Annotated in this window: 13 protein-coding genes; 2 read left to right on the top strand and 11 right to left on the bottom strand. The window is 71.3% G+C overall.

The annotated features are described in order from the left end of the window. Positions 1 to 47: 47 nt before the first annotated feature. Positions 48 to 1,040 (bottom strand): pirin family protein, encoded by a 993-nt coding sequence (locus tag D4739_RS08070; protein WP_120060112.1) that lies wholly within the window; start codon positions 1,038 to 1,040, stop codon positions 48 to 50. Positions 1,041 to 1,179: 139 nt separating this feature from the next. Here D4739_RS08070 and D4739_RS08065 point away from each other — a divergent pair, with 139 nt between their 5' ends. Then, positions 1,180 to 2,367 carry a glycosyltransferase gene (locus D4739_RS08065; RefSeq protein ID WP_120060110.1) on the top strand — a complete coding sequence of 396 codons (1,188 nt, stop codon included), beginning with the start codon at positions 1,180 to 1,182 and terminating at the stop codon, positions 2,365 to 2,367. On the opposite strand, the gene ald is transcribed toward D4739_RS08065, so the two are convergent. From ald to D4739_RS08045, 4 genes are all read right to left on the bottom strand, one after another. Then, positions 2,301 to 3,419 (bottom strand): alanine dehydrogenase, encoded by a 1,119-nt coding sequence (gene ald, locus D4739_RS08060; RefSeq protein WP_120061806.1) that lies wholly within the window; start codon positions 3,417 to 3,419, stop codon positions 2,301 to 2,303. The two genes, D4739_RS08065 and ald, sit on opposite strands and share 67 nt — an antisense overlap. A gap of 80 nt (positions 3,420 to 3,499) precedes the next feature. After that, positions 3,500 to 4,726 (bottom strand): glycosyltransferase 87 family protein, encoded by a 1,227-nt coding sequence (locus tag D4739_RS08055; RefSeq protein ID WP_120060108.1) that lies wholly within the window; start codon positions 4,724 to 4,726, stop codon positions 3,500 to 3,502. Further along, a complete protein-coding gene (gene mptB / locus D4739_RS08050; RefSeq protein ID WP_120060106.1) occupies positions 4,723 to 6,174 on the bottom strand; it encodes a polyprenol phosphomannose-dependent alpha 1,6 mannosyltransferase MptB in 1,452 nt (483 codons plus the stop codon). Before mptB ends, D4739_RS08055 begins: the two co-directional genes overlap by 4 nt. A gap of 114 nt (positions 6,175 to 6,288) precedes the next feature. Continuing rightward, on the bottom strand, positions 6,289 to 7,665 hold the full coding sequence (locus tag D4739_RS08045) for an MFS transporter (protein ID WP_238473571.1): 1,377 nt from the start codon (positions 7,663 to 7,665) through the stop codon (positions 6,289 to 6,291). A gap of 115 nt (positions 7,666 to 7,780) precedes the next feature. Here D4739_RS08045 and D4739_RS08040 point away from each other — a divergent pair, with 115 nt between their 5' ends. After that, positions 7,781 to 10,081, top strand: coding sequence for an ATP-binding protein (locus D4739_RS08040; RefSeq protein WP_120060104.1), 2,301 nt, complete (start codon positions 7,781 to 7,783; stop codon positions 10,079 to 10,081). A gap of 106 nt (positions 10,082 to 10,187) precedes the next feature. On the opposite strand, the gene D4739_RS08035 is transcribed toward D4739_RS08040, so the two are convergent. The 6 genes from D4739_RS08035 to D4739_RS08010 form a co-directional block, all read right to left on the bottom strand. Continuing rightward, on the bottom strand, positions 10,188 to 10,406 hold the full coding sequence (locus D4739_RS08035) for a hypothetical protein (RefSeq protein ID WP_120060103.1): 219 nt from the start codon (positions 10,404 to 10,406) through the stop codon (positions 10,188 to 10,190). Positions 10,407 to 10,693: 287 nt separating this feature from the next. Beyond that, entirely contained in the window at positions 10,694 to 12,310 is a 1,617-nt protein-coding gene (gene atzF / locus D4739_RS08030) for an allophanate hydrolase (RefSeq protein ID WP_120060101.1), read from the bottom strand. Beyond that, positions 12,307 to 14,355 carry a 5-oxoprolinase/urea amidolyase family protein gene (locus tag D4739_RS08025; RefSeq protein WP_120061804.1) on the bottom strand — a complete coding sequence of 683 codons (2,049 nt, stop codon included), beginning with the start codon at positions 14,353 to 14,355 and terminating at the stop codon, positions 12,307 to 12,309. Before D4739_RS08025 ends, atzF begins: the two co-directional genes overlap by 4 nt. Continuing rightward, positions 14,355 to 15,017, bottom strand: a complete 663-nt coding sequence (locus tag D4739_RS08020; protein ID WP_120060099.1) for a DUF1989 domain-containing protein — start codon at positions 15,015 to 15,017, stop codon at positions 14,355 to 14,357. Before D4739_RS08020 ends, D4739_RS08025 begins: the two co-directional genes overlap by 1 nt. Then, on the bottom strand, positions 15,014 to 15,712 hold the full coding sequence (locus tag D4739_RS08015; RefSeq protein ID WP_120060097.1) for a DUF1989 domain-containing protein: 699 nt from the start codon (positions 15,710 to 15,712) through the stop codon (positions 15,014 to 15,016). Before D4739_RS08015 ends, D4739_RS08020 begins: the two co-directional genes overlap by 4 nt. After that, positions 15,712 to 17,280, bottom strand: a complete 1,569-nt coding sequence (locus D4739_RS08010) for an APC family permease (RefSeq protein WP_238473570.1) — start codon at positions 17,278 to 17,280, stop codon at positions 15,712 to 15,714. Before D4739_RS08010 ends, D4739_RS08015 begins: the two co-directional genes overlap by 1 nt. Positions 17,281 to 17,475: the final 195 nt, after the last annotated feature.

Here is a 17,475-nt window from a genome sequence, read left to right as displayed (position 1 = left end):
TGCCCGCTAGTCCTCGGCTGACCCCGCCCACTATCGCGGGTTGGTGGTCAGCGGGACCTGAGGCGGAGGTTCGGGAGCGGGGGCGCGGGGATCGGCGGGGTGTGGTCGTCGATGACCACACCGAAGCGGCCCGGGGCCACCTGCTGGCTGTCGGGCACGATCGCGCCGTCGCGCGTGAGCTGCGCCTGCCACTCGGTGCGGTACTCCACGATCTCCTCGTGGGTGCGGCCGACGAAGTTCCACCACATGACCAGCGACTCGCCGAACGGCGGACCGCCGAGGAGCACCACCCGCGCGTCGTCGTGGGCCGTGATGGTCACCGTCGAGCAACCCGGAGCGAGGTAGCCCAGCTCGGCGGGCTTGAGGTCCTGGCCCACGAACGAGACCGGCCCCAAGTCGACCAGTAGCCCGTGCTCGAACGACGGGTCGACGTCGAAGGTCATCGACGCACCCTTCGCGAGCAGGATCTCCGCGCCGAGCACCGGGGTGTGGGTGAAGACCGGCGAGGTGTCTCCGAGCAGCGAGCCGAGGAAGACGCGCGCCTCCCAGCCCTCCCCGCTCACCAGCGGCGGCGCGTGGTGCGCGAACCCCGGAGCCGTGTCTCGTGCGGAGTCGGGCAGGGCCAGCCAGAGTTGTACGCCGTGGAGCGTCGTCGTGCCCGCCGTGGAGATCTCCGAGTGGCTGATGCCGTGTCCGGCGGTCATCAGGTTGACCTCGCCGGGACGGACCATCGCCACCGTGCCGACCGAGTCGCGGTGCTCGACCTCACCGGTGAAGAGCCAGCTCACCGTGGACAGGCCGGTGTGCGGGTGCGGAGTCACGACCATGCCGCCGGTGTCCTCCACCTCGTCGGGACCGTAGTGGTCCGCGAAGCACCAGGCCCCGATCAGGGTCCGGCCGCGCGAGGGCAACGTGCGTCGTACGTTCATGGCGCGGAGCCCGCCGAGGGGTACGTCGCGGGGAACGATCACCTCAACCCCGGGACCGCCCGGGGTCTCGCTGCACACGATCTCGCCCGGGTCCTGCTCCGCATTGCTCATGTGGCCAAGTCTGCCGCGCGGGTCAACAACCCTTGCGCGATCGGCTGGCGCAGATGGCGGCCGCAGATCGGGAGGGTGGCCATGCGCGGGCAACCCTCACCTCACCATCCGTTCATGAGAGCGAGTCATCATCGAAGTCATGCGCATCGCCCAGCTCGCCAACTTCATCGGTCCCTCGTCCGGGGGAATGAAGACCGCGGTGGCGGCACTCGGATCCGGGTACGTCGCCGCGGGCGCTGAGCGACTCCTCGTGGTGCCCGGCCCGGTCGACAAGCGGCTCGAGACCGAGGACGGCGTCGTCGTCCAGCTGCGCGCCCCCCGTGTGGGCGGTGGCTACCGGCTGATCGTGGAGCCGTGGCGCGTCATCGATGCGCTCGAGGAGTTCGGTCCGACGTCGGTCGAGATCAACGACAAGGCGACGCTGCTGCCGGTCGCTCGCTGGGCCCGCCGCAATGACGTCGCCTCGGTGCTCTTCAGCCACGAGCGGCTCGACGACATGCTGGCGATGCGGACCGGTCTCGACACCGGCGCGAAGGTCTCGATCGGCCTGTGGAACCGCGTGCTGGTCCGGCAGTTCGACGCAGTCGTGGTGACCTCCCGCTATGCCCGCCGCGAGTTCGCGAAAGCCGCCGCTGCGTCCGACACCCCGGTCGTGCAGGTCCCGCTCGGCGTCGACCTGGAAACCTTCCGTCCGGCCCCGGTCATCGGCGGCACGGTCCTGTCCGCCTCCGGTCGCGGCGGCGACCGGCCGTTGAAGCTCGTCCACGTCGGGCGGCTCTCCCGCGAGAAGTCCCCCCACCTGGCGGTCGCGACCGCTGTCGAGCTGCACCGCCGCGGCGTACCTGTCGTGCTCGACGTCTTCGGCCAGGGCCCGCACCGCCACGAGCTCGAGGAGATCGCCGGCAACGCACCGGTCCGCTTCCACGGCCACGTCGCCGGTCGCGCCGAGCTCGCCCGGCGCATCGCTGCCGCCGACATCGCCCTCTCCGTCTGCCCGGGCGAGACCTTCGGGCTCGCTGTGCTCGAAGCGCTCGCCTGCGGCACGCCGGTCGTCACCGCCCGGACGGGCGGCGCGAGCGAGCTCATCGACATGACCTCGGGAGCCTGGGGCGACCCCGATCCGGCCTCGCTGGCCGACGCCGTGCTGCGGCTGGCGTCGCGCAACGTCGCCGCCCGTCGGGCGGCCGCACGGTCCCGCGCCGAGCAGTTCCCGTGGTCGGCCACGATCGACGCGATGGTCGACCTGCACGCCGACCTGGCTCAGGCCGACAACACCTCGGCGAGGGGCGTGCTCGGCAGCTGGTGGGCCTCCCCCACGGGTGCGTAGACCAGCTCGCCGGCGTGGGTGTTGAGCCCGAGGGCCAACGCAGCGTCGTCGACGCAGGCCTGCCTCCAGCCCTTGGCGGCCAGCGCGACGGCGTACGGGAGCGTCACGTTCGTCAACGCGTACGTCGAGGTGTTGGGCACCGCGCCCGGCATGTTGGCCACGCAGTAGAAGACCGAGTCGTGCACGCGATAGGTCGGGTCCGCGTGCGTCGTCGGGTGTGAGTCCTCGAAGCAGCCGCCCTGGTCGATCGCGATGTCGACGAGCACCGAGCCCTTCTTCATGCGCGACACGAGGTCGTTGCTGATCAGCTTGGGCGCACGCGCTCCCGGGATCAGCACGGCACCGATGACCAGGTCGGCCTCGAGCACCTGCTGCTCGATGGCCAGCTTGGAGCTGGCGAGGCCGTGGACCCGGTTGTTGTAGCGCCAGAACGACATCCGCAGCTTGTCGAGGTCGGTGTCGAGCAGGGTCACGTCGGCACCCATGCCGAGGGCGATGTTGGCGGCGTTCTGGCCGGAGACACCGGCGCCGAGGACGACCACCTTGGCCTGCGCGACGCCACCGACCCCGCCGAGGAGCACTCCGCGGCCTCCCTCAGGGCTCATCAGCGCGTGCGCGCCGACCTGGGGCGCGAGGCAGCCCGCGACCTCGGACATCGGGTAGAGCAGCGGCAGCCCTCCGGAGGGCAGCTGCACGGTCTCGTAGGCGATCGCCGTGACCTTGCGCTTGACCAGCTCCTCGGTCAGCGCCCGGTCGGCGGCAAGGTGGAGGTAGGTGAACAGGACCAACCCCTCGCGCAGCCGGTGGTACTCCTCGGCGACGGGCTCCTTGACCTTGAGCACCAGCTCGGCGCTGTCCCAGACCTCGTCGGGGTCGTCGATGAGGCGGGCCCCCGCCGCGGCGTACTCAGCATCGGGGATCTGCGATCCGATCCCGGCGCCGGACTGCACGATCACCTCGTGCCCGTGCGCGACCAGCTCGTGCACGCCGATCGGCGTGATCGCGACCCGGTACTCGTTGTTCTTGACCTCGCTCGGAACTCCCACCCTCATGCAGGCCAGCATGCTCTTCCCGGATGGTCCCCAACAGGAGGACCCCAATCACGGTCCGATAACAGTCCTGTGGTGGGGGACTATCGGGAGGCGGGGCGACGGAGCGCGATCCACCCGACGTACGCCGCGAGGAGCAGCGCCGCGATCAGGTAGCTGTTGCCGTAGACCTGCTCGGCCGGGGTCCAGGCCAGCTCCTGCATCCCGGTGCGCGGCGGGACCCAGATGACCGAGCTGGCGAAGAGCGCGGTAGCGAGGACTGCGACCACGCGCGAGACCGGCCAGAGCACGAGCACGAGCGGCACCGCCCAGACCCAGTGGTGGCTCCACGAGATGGGCGACGCCATCAGCATCGCCAGCGCGGCGGTGCAGACCGCGAGCTCGGGTCGGCCGCGGCGCCAGGTGAGCGCGGCGACCAGGAGCGTGAGCCCGGCCAGCGAACCGGCGATCAGGAACCACACGACCGTGCCGGGCTCGTGGCCGGTGACCCGGTAGAGGACACCCATGACCGACTGGTTGCCGGAGTAGGCGACGCCGCCCACGCGCCCGGCATCCCACAGCAGGCTCGTCCAGTAGGTCCAGGAAGCACCGGGGACGAGCACGAAGCCGACGCCGACCGTGGCGAGGAAGGCCAGCGCTCCGGTGCGTGCGGCCCGGAACCGCCCGATCAGCAGCAGGAACACCAGGAAGAGCAGCGGGGTGAGCTTGAGCCCGGCGGCGACACCGACCATCCAGCCCGCGTGGCGGCGATCGGACCGGAGCAGGTCGAAGGCCACGAGTGCCAGCAGGAAGATGTTGATCTGGCCGAAGGCCAGGCTCGACCAGACCGGCTCGATCACCAGCGCCCCCGCGGTCACGGCGGCCAGCAGTCGCGGGGAGACCGGCACCGAGCGGGCGACCCGCAGGAACCGGTCGACCACGAGTCCGAGCACGACCACGCTCGCCGCGTTCCACACCGCCACCAGCAACGCGAACGGCAGGACCGCGAGCGGCACCATCGCGAGGGCCGAGAAGGGCGGATAGGTGAAGGGCAGGCCGGTGCCCGGCGTGCCCTCGGCGTACAGGCGCGGGCCGTCGAGCACCGCGATGCCGCCGAAGCGGTAGACCGCGAGGTCGACGAAGCCGCCGCTCAGCGCGCGGTAGCCGCACCAGATGCCGACCAGTGCCGCGAGGATCAGCAGTGGGCGCAGGCGTCGACCAGAACTGACGTTTCGACGTGCCAGGACTGACTGTTCGGCCGACCAGACCTGACCTTTCGGCGCACCAGAATTGGCCTCTCGGCGGCTGGGGACGACCGGCTCGATGCTCACGGGACCGGGAGCCAGTCGGCTTCGGCGATGTGGCGCATGCGTTCACGACCGCGCCGCGTGAGCAGCAGGAACGGCACCGCGAGCGCGACGTACATCGACCCCATGACGATGAGCAGGTAGGCGCCGTGCAGCGACGAGTCGAGCGGCGCGACGAGGCCGGCAACGACCGAGACCGCGAGCACGAGGAGCGTCAGTCCGCGCGGGAGGCGCAGGGTGGCGGCGAAGGGCACGATCCAGAGCAGGTACCAGAGGTGGACGACCGGGCTGAGCAGCAGCAGGCCGCCGATCAGGACGACGGTCGCCTCTACCGCGCGGAGCCGGTCCCCCGTGGGCCAGCGCAGCGCCACCCAGCCGATGAGGATGACCGATGCAGCGGACGCGAGGGTGCGGATCAGGTCGAGGAAGGTGGCCGGCGCCAGCCCGAGGCCGATCCCGCCGTTGATCCAGTCGAGGACGCCGCCGACGACCGTCGGCGCGGAGAGCGGCGTGTTGACGGTGGCCGGAACGCTGAGGGCCTTGATCCAGCCGATGCCGAGGCCCCAGACCGCACCGAGTCCGACCAGGGTGCCGACCGCGACCGCGGCGCTCGCGCCGAGCCGCTTCACCCGCTCCACCAGGCCAGCGGCGGCCGGGAGGGCGGCCAGGACGACCGGGATGCAGATCAGGCCGCCGGGGAGCTTGACCGCAGCAGCGAGGCCACCCACGACAGAACCCCAGACCCAGCCCCGCTCGATGCCGATCGCCAGCGCAGCGGCCATCAGCCCGACCATCAACAGGTCGTTGTGGAGACCGCCGACGCCGTTGGCCAGCATCAGCGGCGACGCGATCGCGACCGCCGAGGCGAGGGCGGGACGGACGCCGGTCCAGATCGCGATCCGCGGGACCGCCCAGGCGATCAGGGCGAGCCCGATCAGGGCGACGCCGCGGTGGGCGATCACCAGCAGCCACGGGTTGCTCGTGAAGCGCGAGGCGATGTCGCCGAGCGCCAGAGGCAGCGGCCCGTAGGGCGTCATCGTGTCCATCCAGCGCGGGTCCACGGCCTCGACGACCGGCCCCGCGAGCACGCCCGGGCCATGCTCGTAGGGGGAGACGCCGAGGCGGGTCAGGACGCCCTGGGCGGCATAGCTCCACCCGTCGCGGGAGAACAGCGGCGGCGCGATCAGCAGCGGCAGCGACCAGAGGATCGTCGCCTGGCGGACCAGCGCGACCCCGTCCGCGCGATCGGCGAGGTCCGTGCGCGCCAGGTAGCGGCAGAGCGAGAGCCAGGCGGCGGCAAGCATGCCGAGGCCGACCAGGACGATCGTCAGTCCGAGCATCCGGCCCGTCTGGTGGCTGCGCAGCGCGACCAGCTGCTCGCTCTGGAGCAGGAAGGAGGAGGCCGGAAGGGTCGACACGACCAGCCCTCCGACGAGGACCAGGAAGGAGCCGGCGAGGCCACGGGTCAGCACGATCGGACCGTACGAGCAACGCCCGACCGGAGGTCGACCTCAGCGTGAACGACACTCCAACACCGGGCGGCCAGGTCCGGATCACACCTCACGGGACGTCATGCAGAGGGAGCTCTAGCTGGCACCGTCCGTATGACGCCGGGAGGGTCGGAAGCCGAGGTGGGCGGCTGGCTCACCTCGCTGCATCGCGAGCAGGGCCTCGGGGTGGTGCGTCTCCATGTGCGTGATCGAGCGCCGGCGGTAGCGCACGATCTGCACGCAACCGACTGCCCAGAGGACGTACTGGACCGACATCGCGATCCGGAAGTCCGCCAGGTCGTAGGCCGTCGGGCCGGCCGGCTCGACGACGTCCAGCACGACACCGATCAGCCAGAGCGTCAGCAGCGAGGCAGTGAACCCGCCGATGTTGACCAGCCCGTTGGTCCGGCCGACCGCGGAGACCGGCGCGAGCGTGCGGGCCAGCTCGAACCCGACCATCGAGGCCGGGCCGCCGGTCGCGACGACGCAGACGAGGACGACCAGCAGCCAGAGCGGTGCCTGCCCCGGCCAGAGCAGGACCACTGCCCACGCGAGCGCGCTGGCCGCGACCACGACCAGCACGATCTGCGATCGCCGGTAGGGGTGTCGGGTGACCAGCCGACCGAGCACCGGGCCGGCGACGACGATCCAGCCCGTCATGACCATGAGCAGCGCGCTGGCCATGCCCCGGGACAGTCCTTGCCCGGACACGAGGAACGGGAAACCCCACAGCAGCCCGAAGACCGTCGCGCCGAACTGCGAGGTGAAGTGCGACCACATGCCGAGGCGCGTGGTCGGGTGGTCCCAGATCACCCGCAACGAGCGGGCCAGCGCGCGCAGCTTCGTGCGCTCCCGCTGCACGTCGCGGTAGGGCGAGTCCTTGACCAGCAGTGCGACCCCGACGATGACGAGGACCCCCACCAGCGAGAAGGAGGCGAAGGCACGGGTCCAGCCCAACGCGTGCAGGGCGATCGACAGGGGTGCGGCAGCGACGATCGCGCCCACCTGCCCGAGCTGCCCGGTCAGCTGCGCGACCATCGGCGCCTGCCGCACGAAGAACCAGACCGCCACGAGCCGCAGCACGCTCACGAAGATCATCGCGTCGCCCGCGCCGATCACCGCGCGAGCCGCCACGGCGGCGGTGAAGGTCGTGGTGAACGCGAACGCCAGCTGGCCCGCGGTCATCAGCAGCAGCCCGGCGATCAGCATCCGGCGTGACCCGAAACGGTCCAGCAGGACACCCACCGGGATCTGCAACGCGGCGTACACGGCGAGCTGGAGGACGGTGAACGCGGCGAGCTCGGTCGCCGAGATGTCGAAGCGGTCAGCTGCCATCAGGCCGGCCACACCGAGGGAGCTGCGGTGGAAGATCGCCACGACGTACGCCGCGAGGGCGACGCCCCAGATCGCCCGGGCCCGACGGCGCCCGATGTTGTGCATCAGCTCGCGTTCCCGGGCAGCGGTCGACTCCACCCGACCATCGTCGCAGTGGTCACCGACCGACGACGAACGGGTTCGTCGATCACACAGTTGCGATCAGGTGAACTCCCCCGACAGCCCGGGCGCCCGGGAGTAGTGTCGAAGTGCCATGTCCACGATCGAGGTCATTGATCTGCCCGCGGCGACCCCAACGAGTTTCGTGGGCCGCCGACACGAGCTCGCCGAAGCGCGCCGGCTGCTCGGCACGACCCGGGTGCTCACGCTGGTCGGCACCGGTGGCGCCGGCAAGACCCGGCTGGCCCTGCGCCTGTCGACCGAGGTCCGGCGGGCCTACCACGACGGAGTCTGCGTGGTGCTCCTCGCCGACCTGCGCGACCCTGCGTTGCTCGAGCTCACGGTGGCCGAGCGGTTGCAGCTGCGCGACCAGTCCGGACGCGATCCGCTCGAGCTGGTCATCGCCCACCTGGCCGACCGACAGCTGCTGCTGGTCCTCGACAACTGCGAGCACCTGGTCGAGGAGTGCGGTCGTTTCGTCGAACGGGTGACCCGCGCCTGTCCCCAGGTCCAGGTCCTGGCCACCAGCAGGCAGTCGCTCCGCGTCGCAGGAGAGGTGTCCATGCAGGTCCCGCCGATGGACGTCCACGAGGCCTCCGACCTCTTCTCCGAACGGGGCACGGCGGCGAAGCCCTCCTTCGCCCTCAACGACGAGAACGCGGGCCCGATCGCCCGGATCTGCAAACGACTCGAAGGCCTGCCGCTCGCGATCGAGCTCGCCGCCGCCCGGATCCGGGTCCTCTCCCCCGCCCAGATCGAGCAGCGGCTCGATGCCCGCTACCGGCTGCTCACCCAGGGCAACCGGGATGCCCCGCAGCGCCAGCAGACGCTGCGGGCACTGGTCGACTGGAGTCACGACCTCTGTTCTCCCGAGGAGCAGCTGCTCTGGGCGCGGGCATCGGTCTTCTCCGGCGGATTCGACCTGGAGGCGGCCGAACACGTGTGTGCAGGCGACGGGATCGAGGAGGAGGACGTCCTCGACCTGATCGACTCCCTCACCGACAAGTCGATCCTGATCGCCGACGAGCTCGGCGGCTCGATGCGCTACCGCATGCTCGAAACGCTCCGCGAGTACGGTGCCGAGCGGCTCGACCAGCAAGACGCCCGCGCCACTGCACGTCGCCACCGCGACTGGCTGGCCCAGCTCGCCCAGACCTGCCGGGACACCTGGGAGGGCCCCGACCAGGTCGCCCTCGTCGCCCGGCTCCACCGCGAGCACGCCAACCTGCGGGTCGCGCTCGACTACTGCCTGAGCAGCCCGGACGAGGTCGCCGCAGGATTCCGCATCGCCACGTGTCTCGACGACTACTGGGGGATGCGCGGCCTGCACACCGAGATGCGTCGATGGCTCGCCCAGGCTCTCGCCATCGACACGAGCCCGTCCGCCGAGCGGGCCGAGGCGCTGCGCATGAGCGGCTGGTACGCCCTGCTCCAGGGCGATCCCGAGCAGGGTCTGCCTGCAATCGTCGAGGCCGGCGAGACAGCTGCTGCCACCGGCAGCCGCCGGGCCTCGGCGTACGTCACCCATGCCTGGGGCATGGCGGCGTGCTTCACCGGAGACCTGGACCAGGCATCGACCCTGATGTCGCAGGCCCTTGGGGAGTTCCGCGCCATCCGCGACGTGCGCGGCGAGTTCTTCACGCTGTTCATCCTCGGGATGTCGATCGGCCTCCGGGGCCGACCCGGTGATGCCGATGAAGGCCTCGCCGTGCTCGATGAGTGCATCACCGCGGCCACCAGTCGCGGAGAGGAGTTCTGGCGCGCCTACGCCCTCTGGTCAGTCGCGCAGATCGAGGTCGCCCGCGACGGACTGGAGCGGGCCGACGAGACCGCGAAGCAGTCACTGGAGATCCAGCGGCGCCTCGACAACCGGCTCGCGATCGCTCTCGGCGTGGACACCCTGGCCTGGATCGCTGAACGCCAGGGGCGCTTCCCACGGGCCGCTCGGCTCTTCGGGGCAGCCGACTCGCTCTACGAGTCGATCGGCGGTTCGCCTCAGAACTTCGCCACGGTGGCTGGGCCCCACGACCGACACCTGGCCGCGACGCGGGACGCCCTCGACCCGGCGCAGTTCGAGAGCGAGTACGCCGCTGGGCGCGCCCTGTCGCTCGATGAGGCCCAGGACTTCGCCCTCGACACCGACAGCGCCGCGCCGGCCCGCGATCCCGATGCGCCCTCGCCGCTGACGCGGCGTGAGGCCGAAGTCGCAGCGCTGGTCGCCGCCGGCCTCACCAACAAGGACATCGCGACGCGTCTGGTCATCTCGCTCCGCACCGCCGAGGGCCATGTGCAGAACATCCTGGTCAAGCTCGGCCTGCGCTCGCGCGGACAGATCGTGGCGTGGCACGCGCACGGCACGCGGCCATCGCCCGACGGACCTCATCCGTCCCGCTAGGGCTCCCCTGGGGCGGTGGCTGTCTGGGCCGGCTTCCCGGCTGGTCGAGCCCCTCCCGCTCGACCAGCCGGAAAGGCGACCCAGACACCCACTCAGGTCACGAGCCTCAGGTCGCGAGCTGCCAGGACCGCGCCTCGGCCTCCAGACGTCGCGCGACGTCGTGCATCTTCTGCGCCGCACGGCGGTGGGCTGCGACCGACGGCGGCACGGGCAGCCAGTACGGCACCCGGGCTGCCTCGAACGCGGCCTCGTCCTCCTCGCTCCTGGCGAGTGCGTCCAGCTCACGGGAGAGCTCGACGAGCATGTCGGGACAGCGCAGCGGCATGGCTCAGTCCCGGTGATCTTCTGCGTCGTGGTGGGCGTCCGGCACCCAGGAGCCGTTGGACGCGTAGTGGACGCCTCCGCCCCACGTCGGCGAATCCCAGTCGATCATCGTTCTTCCCCCGCTCGTCCCTGCTGCTCGTGGTCCGGATCCTCGAAAGGATCCGGACCAGGTCGGTGGTTCCTTCCCCACCTTCAGCATCAGCCCGCGGTCAGCAGGGCACGACGGGGTAACTACCTACGTAGGTACCTGCGTTTTCTGGACGAGCGTCAAGAAGACGCCCTTCGGCCTCACCGGACGGAAGCGCGCCACGCCCTCCACCCGCCGTACGTCGTGATGTCGCGGACGGCGTCGACCCCGTCGGCACTGCAGAGGAAGCCGAGCAGGCGTGTGCCGTCATCCAGGTCCACCTGCCCCAGGCCGAGCGGCGGCGCGATCGTCGCCTGGAACCCGGACAGCGCTGCCGCCGGCAGCGACCAGACCTCGACCTCCAGCGCACTCGGGGCTCCCGCCTGAGCGGCGGGGAGCCGGGTCACCCCGGGCCGCGGGAGTGGGCCGTCGACGACGTACATGCGGTAGTCGGGGGCCATCCGCGCGGCCCGGACGAAGACCCCACCACGCGCGACGAGGTCCGCGTTGAGTGGTTCGCCGGCCAGGTGCGCACCAGCGACGACCAGCTCCACGCGATCCTCGGCCGCGGCTTCGTCGACCTGCTCCCCACCCCACGCCGCGGCGAGGTCCAGCAGCGCAAGGTCCCCTCCCGCGGGAGCCAGCAGCTGGGCCCCGAACGGCAGCCCGTCGCCGCGCACAGGGCCGGGGAAGGCGACTGCGCACAGGTCGAGCAGGTTCGTCATGTTGGTGAAGCGTCCGAGCCGGGTGTTGACCCCGATCGGATCCGCAACGACGTCGGCCAACGTGGGGTGGGTCGGCGTGACGGGCAGCAGCAGGGCATCGGCCACCTGCCAGGCCTGGCGTGATGAGGCATCGAGCGCCGCGAGCCGGTGGAAGGCCGCGAAGACGTCCGTTGCCGACAGGTCCGGAGCACCCGCCACGATCTCGCGCACGGCGGGGTCAACTTCCGGATCATCGGTGAGCGCCTCCCCGAACGCGAGCCGCCGCTCGGCGACCCAGGGGCCGCTGTAGAGCAGCGTGGCCGCGTCGAGGAACGCCGCGATGTCCAGCTCGACCACGTCCCACTGCGACCGGGCGCGGGCGACCGAGGCCTCCCAGGCCACCTGGTGCGGCGGGTCGAGATCGAGGTCCCCCACGGGCACCGCGATCACCGGTCGCGCCGGGGTCGGGCGCTGCGGCACGGCGCGCGACCAGGGATCCGCCGCGTCGGGTCCCGCGATCACGGTGAACACCTCCCGGGCCCGGGCCACGGTGCGCGTCATGACGGTGACGCAGTCCAGCGATGCGCACGCCGGGACGGTGCCGGTCGTCGGGACCAGCCCCTTGCTCGGCTTGAGCCCGACGAGCCCGTTGAATGCAGCGGGCACCCGACCACTCCCTGCGGTGTCGGTGGCCAGCGCCACCTCGGCATCGCCGGAGGCCACTGCCACTGCGCTCCCGGAGCTCGATCCGCCACTGACGTGTTCCGGGGAGAAGACCGAGTGGCAGGCGCCGTACGGCGAGCGCGTGCCGACCAGGCCGGTGGCGTACTGGTCCATGTTGGTCTTGCCCACGGGCACAGCGCCGGCGTCGAGCAGCCGCTGGACGGCGGTCGCGGACGCGGCCGCCGGCGTCGTACGCCGCGGGTCGGCCGCTGTGGTCGGCACCCCGACCAGGTCGATGTTGTCCTTGATCGCGAAGGTGACTCCGGACAGGGGACCATCCGGGGCGGCGGCTTCGAAGGCGGCCACCTCGGCATCCGAGAGCCGGTGGATGAACGTCGGCTGGTCACTCATGAGACCCACCTCTGTCGCTCCGCGTCGAACGCGGCCCGGCGATGAGCCCGGACCAGCGCGATCTCGTCGGCCGCGCCCTCCTCGAGCGCAGCCACCTCGGCCACCGAGAACGTCGCCGGCCGGATGTCGAGGTCCCGGACTCCGGCCTTGATCTCCGCGCGCTGCAACGCAAGCTCCTCCGCGGTCACCGGAACGAACCGGATCCGGTCGAACTGGCGCAGGAGCCAGGGCTTCGGGTCGCGTCCCGGATCTTCCGCGATCAGTCGCCAGACCGGCACGGTCCGACCGACCAGCTGGTAGCCGCCGGGACCCTCCATCCCGTAGATGCACAGGTAGATGCCGCCGATACCGACGGCGTTCTGAGGAGTCCAGGTGCGCGCGGGGTTGTACTTCGTGGTCACCAGCCGGTGGCGCGGGTCGATCGGCACGGCCACCGGTGCACCCAGGTAGACGTCGCCCAGCCCCACCACCAGATAGGTGGCCTCGGTGACCACGCCGAACACGTCGTCGCGCTGCGGCAGGTCGTTGACCCGGCGGATGAACTCGACGTTGTCGGGGTTCCACGGCGCCGTCGGGTTCACCGACTGGTAGCGCCGCATCGCCTCGTGGGCCTCGGGATGGTCGAAGGCCATCGGCATCGTCACCTCGCGCACGTCGAGGACGACGGTCGCGGGGTCGGCGAGGTCGGCCGCGAGACCGACCAGGTGCCGGGCCAGGTCGGGCAGCCGCAGGACGGCGTCGTCGACCTTGACGAGCACGGACCTGACGCCCTCGACGATCTCCGCGACACCGTCCGGGCGGTCGGCCCGCAGCGCCTCGGCGAGGAGGTGGATCCAGACCCGCACGGTCAGCTCCAGCGAGGACGGGCCGGCCTCGAGCAGCAGGTGCCGGTCCCCCGACCGCCTGATCGAGTACGCCGGGTGGTGGCCCGCCGCGGGCCGCTCGGCCAGCTGCGCGGGCCGGTCCCAGGTGATGCGCTCCGGGGCTGTGCGGCCATCCCCAGCCGGACCCTCAGCCGGACCCTCAGCCCCACCCTGCACGGGCGTGATCTGCGCACAGGGCTTGCGATCCCCCAGTCCGCGCACGAGATCGAGCAGGGCCCGCCGCTCGCGCATGGCGGCCTCTGCGTCGTCCGGCGCGACAGGGACCAGTTGCACGGTGTCGCCCGGCCGGAGCTGGCCCAGCTTCCACAGGTCGGCGCCGATGACGCCTGCCGGCACCACGAACCCTCCCAGCGACGGGCCGTCCTTGCCGACGATGACGGGGGTGTCACCCGAGAGCATGATCCCTCCGACCGGATAGGCCGAGTCGTGCACGTTGCTCGGGTGCAGCCCGGCCTCGCCCCCGTCGGTGCGCGCCCAGCCGGGCATCGGCCCGACCAGCCGCACGCCCGTCCGGTCGGCCCGGTGGTCGACCCGCCAGCTCGTGGCGAAGAGCTCCCGGACGCCCTCGACCGTCAGGTGCTCGGGGGCTCCGTGGGGACCCGCGATCACGCGCAGCTCCCACTCGCCGCCCAACGCCGGGAGCAGGTCGACGACCTCCACCGGGGCCGCCAGGTTCTCCCGGCGGCCGAGCGGAAGAACGTCACCATCGAGCACCGGGCGGCCCTCGACGCCCCCGAAGCCGCCCAGGATGAAGGTGGCACGGCTGCCGAGGACCCGGGGCACGTCGATGCCGCCCTGCACCGCGACGTACCCGCGCATGCCGGGGCCGTCGACGGGACCGACGTCGAGGACCGCTCCGGCGCGCACCCGACGGACCTCACCCGGCGACAGCGGCCAGCCGTCCACCGACGCGTCGGTCAACCCGCCACCGACGCAGACGAGGGTGTCGGTGTCGAAGGCGAGCACCGGTCCCCGGACCACGCACTCGAGTCCGCCGGCGGTGTCCGGGTTGCCGACTGCCGCGTTCACCAGCGCGAAGGTGAACTCGTCGAAGGCCCCGGACGGCGGCACCCCGACGTCCCAGTAGCCGCGGCGTCCGTCGATGTCCTGCACGGTGGTCTGGACGCCGGCGTCGACCACGGTCACCTTGGTGGCCGCCATCACGACCACCACCCCAGCAGCTGCAGCGGCGTCGGGTCCCAGCCGTTGCAGGGATTGTTGAGCTGCGGGCAGTTGGAGAGCAGCACCCAGATGTCGCGGCTGGCGGTCAGCTCGACGTACTTCCCCGGTGCGGAGAGACCGTCGTCGAACTGCAGCCCACCCGCAGAGGTGACCGGCACGTTCATGAAGAAGTTGATGTTGTGGCCCAGCTCGCGCTGCCCGATGCCCGCGGCGGCGCCGTAGGCCAGGAACGTCTGCCGGCACGCGTGCTGGTGGCGCACGTGCTCGCCGTAGCGGATCACGTTGCTCTCCTGCGCGCAGGCGCCACCGATCGTGTCGTGGCGCCCGACGGTGTCATCGGTGATCACGGCGAGCTCGTCGAGGCGGGTCGAGAGCAAGCGGGAGCCGGTGGTCAGGAAGACCGCGCCCTGTTCCCTGATGGTGTCGAACGCCGAGTAGCGGTTGTCGATGTCGTCCGCGTCGTAGAGCAGCGTGTCGGCTGCCTGGTTGCCGAAGAGGTCGACGATCCGGAGGCGCCCGCCCGCGGGGACGCGCACCAGGGCACCGTCCCCGGACCCGATGGTGGCGTCGTGGACGGGGCCGTTCGCGGGGTTGCCGGCCGGCCCGGCCGCGACGGCCGGGCTCGTGTGCACCGCGGTCATGCCACGGCCCTCCGCGTCATCTCCAGCGCCCGCGCGGACTCCGCCCGGAACACGTACGACGCGTCGTCGGGACCCACCACCGGTGCGGTGTCGACCGTGACCCGTACCCCGGCCGGGGCGTAGGCGGCAACCGACATCGGATGCGGAGCCGTGCTCACCACGATCAGGACGTCCTGCTCCGTGCGCAGCGTGACGGTGTCACCTGCGACGGAGTGACCGGGCGCGAAGGAGAGCGACGAGCCGTCCTCCCCGATCGAGACCCGACTGAAGAAGTTGACCGGGGCATGCAGGTCGCGCTCGCCGAGGCCGTGCTTGGTGAGCTCGGTGACGAGGCCGGTGTGGGCCGAGCGCCGCCACTCGTTGCGGTCGGCCTGGTAGCTGCTCGGGCCGAACCTGGCCAGGTGGGCGTCGTGGCCGAAGCCGCCCAGACAGTCGTGCCAGTCCAGGCTGGATGCCACGACGGAGGCGAGCGCCAGGCCCCGGTCGGACATGAGCACCATCGGCGGGAGGATCCGCGCCGACATCTGCGCCTTCAGGGTGTCGGGGATGTTCATCCGGTCGACCCGGTCGGCACCGACGATCAGGGTGCTGCAGTTGGCGTCGTCGCCGAGCGCGGTCAGCGTGACCAGCCGGCCGGCACGCACCGGGGTCGACCAGGCCGCTCCGCCCGGGATCTCGTGGGCGTAGAGGCTCATCAGGACTCCTCGGCGTACGCCCGGACGGGCTCGGCAGCGATCACCGGCAGGACCGATGCGTGATAGCTCTCGCGCTTCACGGCGTACGCGATGGCGCCCGCGCCGAAGGTGACGGCGAGGGTGACCAGCGGGAGGTAGTGGAGGTACCAGCCCTCGCCGGCCGGGTCGTAGACGTCAGCGCGCGGCAGGCCCAGGTTGATCGCCATGAAGACGCCGTAGGCGACGGCCAGCACGTTGACGACGAGGCCCAGCTTCGGGCCCATCGAGAAGAGCGGCTTGCCGTTCTCGTCGACGCCGCCGGTCTCCAGCGTCCCGCGCAGGCGGCTCACCAGCATGGAGCCGGTGACCGCGAGGTAGGCGATGTACATGAGCATGATGCAGACGCTGCACAGGCCGAGGAACAGACCAGCGTTCTTGACGTTGACCAGCAGGCAGATCGCGGCGCCGACGCCGGGCACGACCGTGGCGAGCACCGGGGTGCCGGTGCGGGGTGAGACCTTGCGCAGCGCCGAGGAGAACGGCAGCACGTCGTCGCGCGACATCGAGAAGATCATCCGCGCGGCGGCGGTCTGGATGGCGAGGGTGCAGACGCACACGGCCAGGGCGACGTCGACGAGCAGGACCTTGCCCCAGAAGGTGCCGAGCTGGCTGGTCAGGACGTAGGGCAGGCCGCCCAGGCCCAGGTCGTCAGGCGCCAGGCTGGGGGCCGCCATGAGCGCGGCGAGCAGCAGGAACGCGCCACCGATGCCGGAGGCAACCACGGCGCGCAGGATGGTGCGAGGCGTGGTCGCGCGCGGCTTGTGGGTCTCCTCGGCGAGCTCGCCCGCGGAGTCGAAGCCGACCAGCACGTAGGCCGCCATGAGCGACGAGATCAGCAGCGGGACAACGTAGCCGGTGGAGGCGTCGAGGTTGGTGTGGTGGAGGACCACGGACGGGCCGCGCTCGGCGTTGCCGAACAGGAGTACGACGAGCAGCGCGATGCCGATCAGCTCACAGGTGACCCCGACGGAGTTCACGACCGCGGTGATGTGGACCGAGACGGCGTTGAGCGTCGTCGTGGCGATCAGCAACAGGCAGCCGAGGAAGACCGCGTTGGTCGCGCCGTCCGGGGAGAAGACCGAGGGGTCCGTGCCGATGACCTGGAAGCCGGACCAGACCGCGGGGAGCACGACCTGGAGAGCGATCGCGGCCGCCGCGACGGTGATGATCTGGGCGACGATCATGGTCCAGCCGGCGAACCAGCCGACCACGGATCCGCCGAGGCGGCGCGACCACTGGAAGATCGCGCCCGAGAGCGGATAGCGCGCCGCCAGCTCTGCGAAGCAGAGGGCGACCAGGATCTGTCCGGCGAAGACGGCGGGCCAGGTCCAGAAGAACGCGGTGCCACCGAAGCTGTAGCCGAGGCCGAAGAGCTGGAAGACGGTGGTCAGGATCGAGACGAACGAGAAGCCGGCCGCGAACGACGCGTAGGTGCCGACACGCCGGGCCAGCTGCTGGGTGTAGCCAAAGGTGTGGAGATCGGTCGCGCTGAGCGCCTCTCCGCTGCTGGATGCGAGGTGGGTGGACAAGAGGTGCCTCCGAAAACGGTAGGCCCGACCTCGCCGTACACAAAAAGGGCGCACGGCAGCCGGGGCCATTCGGCCTCCCGGGCTTTTGTCCCGCCGTGGAGCGGTGCGACGTCGTCGTCCCACCGCCTCCCCTCTCGGACCAGGCCCTCCCGAGGCAGCGTGTGCTCGGGAGACGGAACCCTAGGGGCGCCCCGC

It is taken from the genome of Nocardioides cavernaquae (genome assembly GCF_003600895.1).
Lineage (GTDB): Bacteria > Actinomycetota > Actinomycetes > Propionibacteriales > Nocardioidaceae > Nocardioides > Nocardioides cavernaquae.
This window is presented reverse-complemented; position numbering and strand designations above follow the sequence as displayed.

Excerpts from the sequence above, each read along its gene's own strand:
- D4739_RS08070 (WP_120060112.1), bottom strand. The coding sequence starts at position 1,040 with ATGAGCAATGCGGAGCAGGACCCGGGCGAGATCGTGTGCAGCGAGACC.
- D4739_RS08065 (WP_120060110.1), top strand. The coding sequence starts at position 1,180 with ATGCGCATCGCCCAGCTCGCCAACTTCATCGGTCCCTCGTCCGGGGGA.
- ald (WP_120061806.1), bottom strand. The coding sequence starts at position 3,419 with ATGAGGGTGGGAGTTCCGAGCGAGGTCAAGAACAACGAGTACCGGGTC.
- D4739_RS08040 (WP_120060104.1), top strand. The coding sequence starts at position 7,781 with ATGTCCACGATCGAGGTCATTGATCTGCCCGCGGCGACCCCAACGAGT.
- D4739_RS08035 (WP_120060103.1), bottom strand. The coding sequence starts at position 10,406 with ATGCCGCTGCGCTGTCCCGACATGCTCGTCGAGCTCTCCCGTGAGCTG.
- atzF (WP_120060101.1), bottom strand. The coding sequence starts at position 12,310 with ATGAGTGACCAGCCGACGTTCATCCACCGGCTCTCGGATGCCGAGGTG.
- D4739_RS08025 (WP_120061804.1), bottom strand. The coding sequence starts at position 14,355 with ATGGCGGCCACCAAGGTGACCGTGGTCGACGCCGGCGTCCAGACCACC.
- D4739_RS08020 (WP_120060099.1), bottom strand. The coding sequence starts at position 15,017 with ATGACCGCGGTGCACACGAGCCCGGCCGTCGCGGCCGGGCCGGCCGGC.
- D4739_RS08015 (WP_120060097.1), bottom strand. The coding sequence starts at position 15,712 with ATGAGCCTCTACGCCCACGAGATCCCGGGCGGAGCGGCCTGGTCGACC.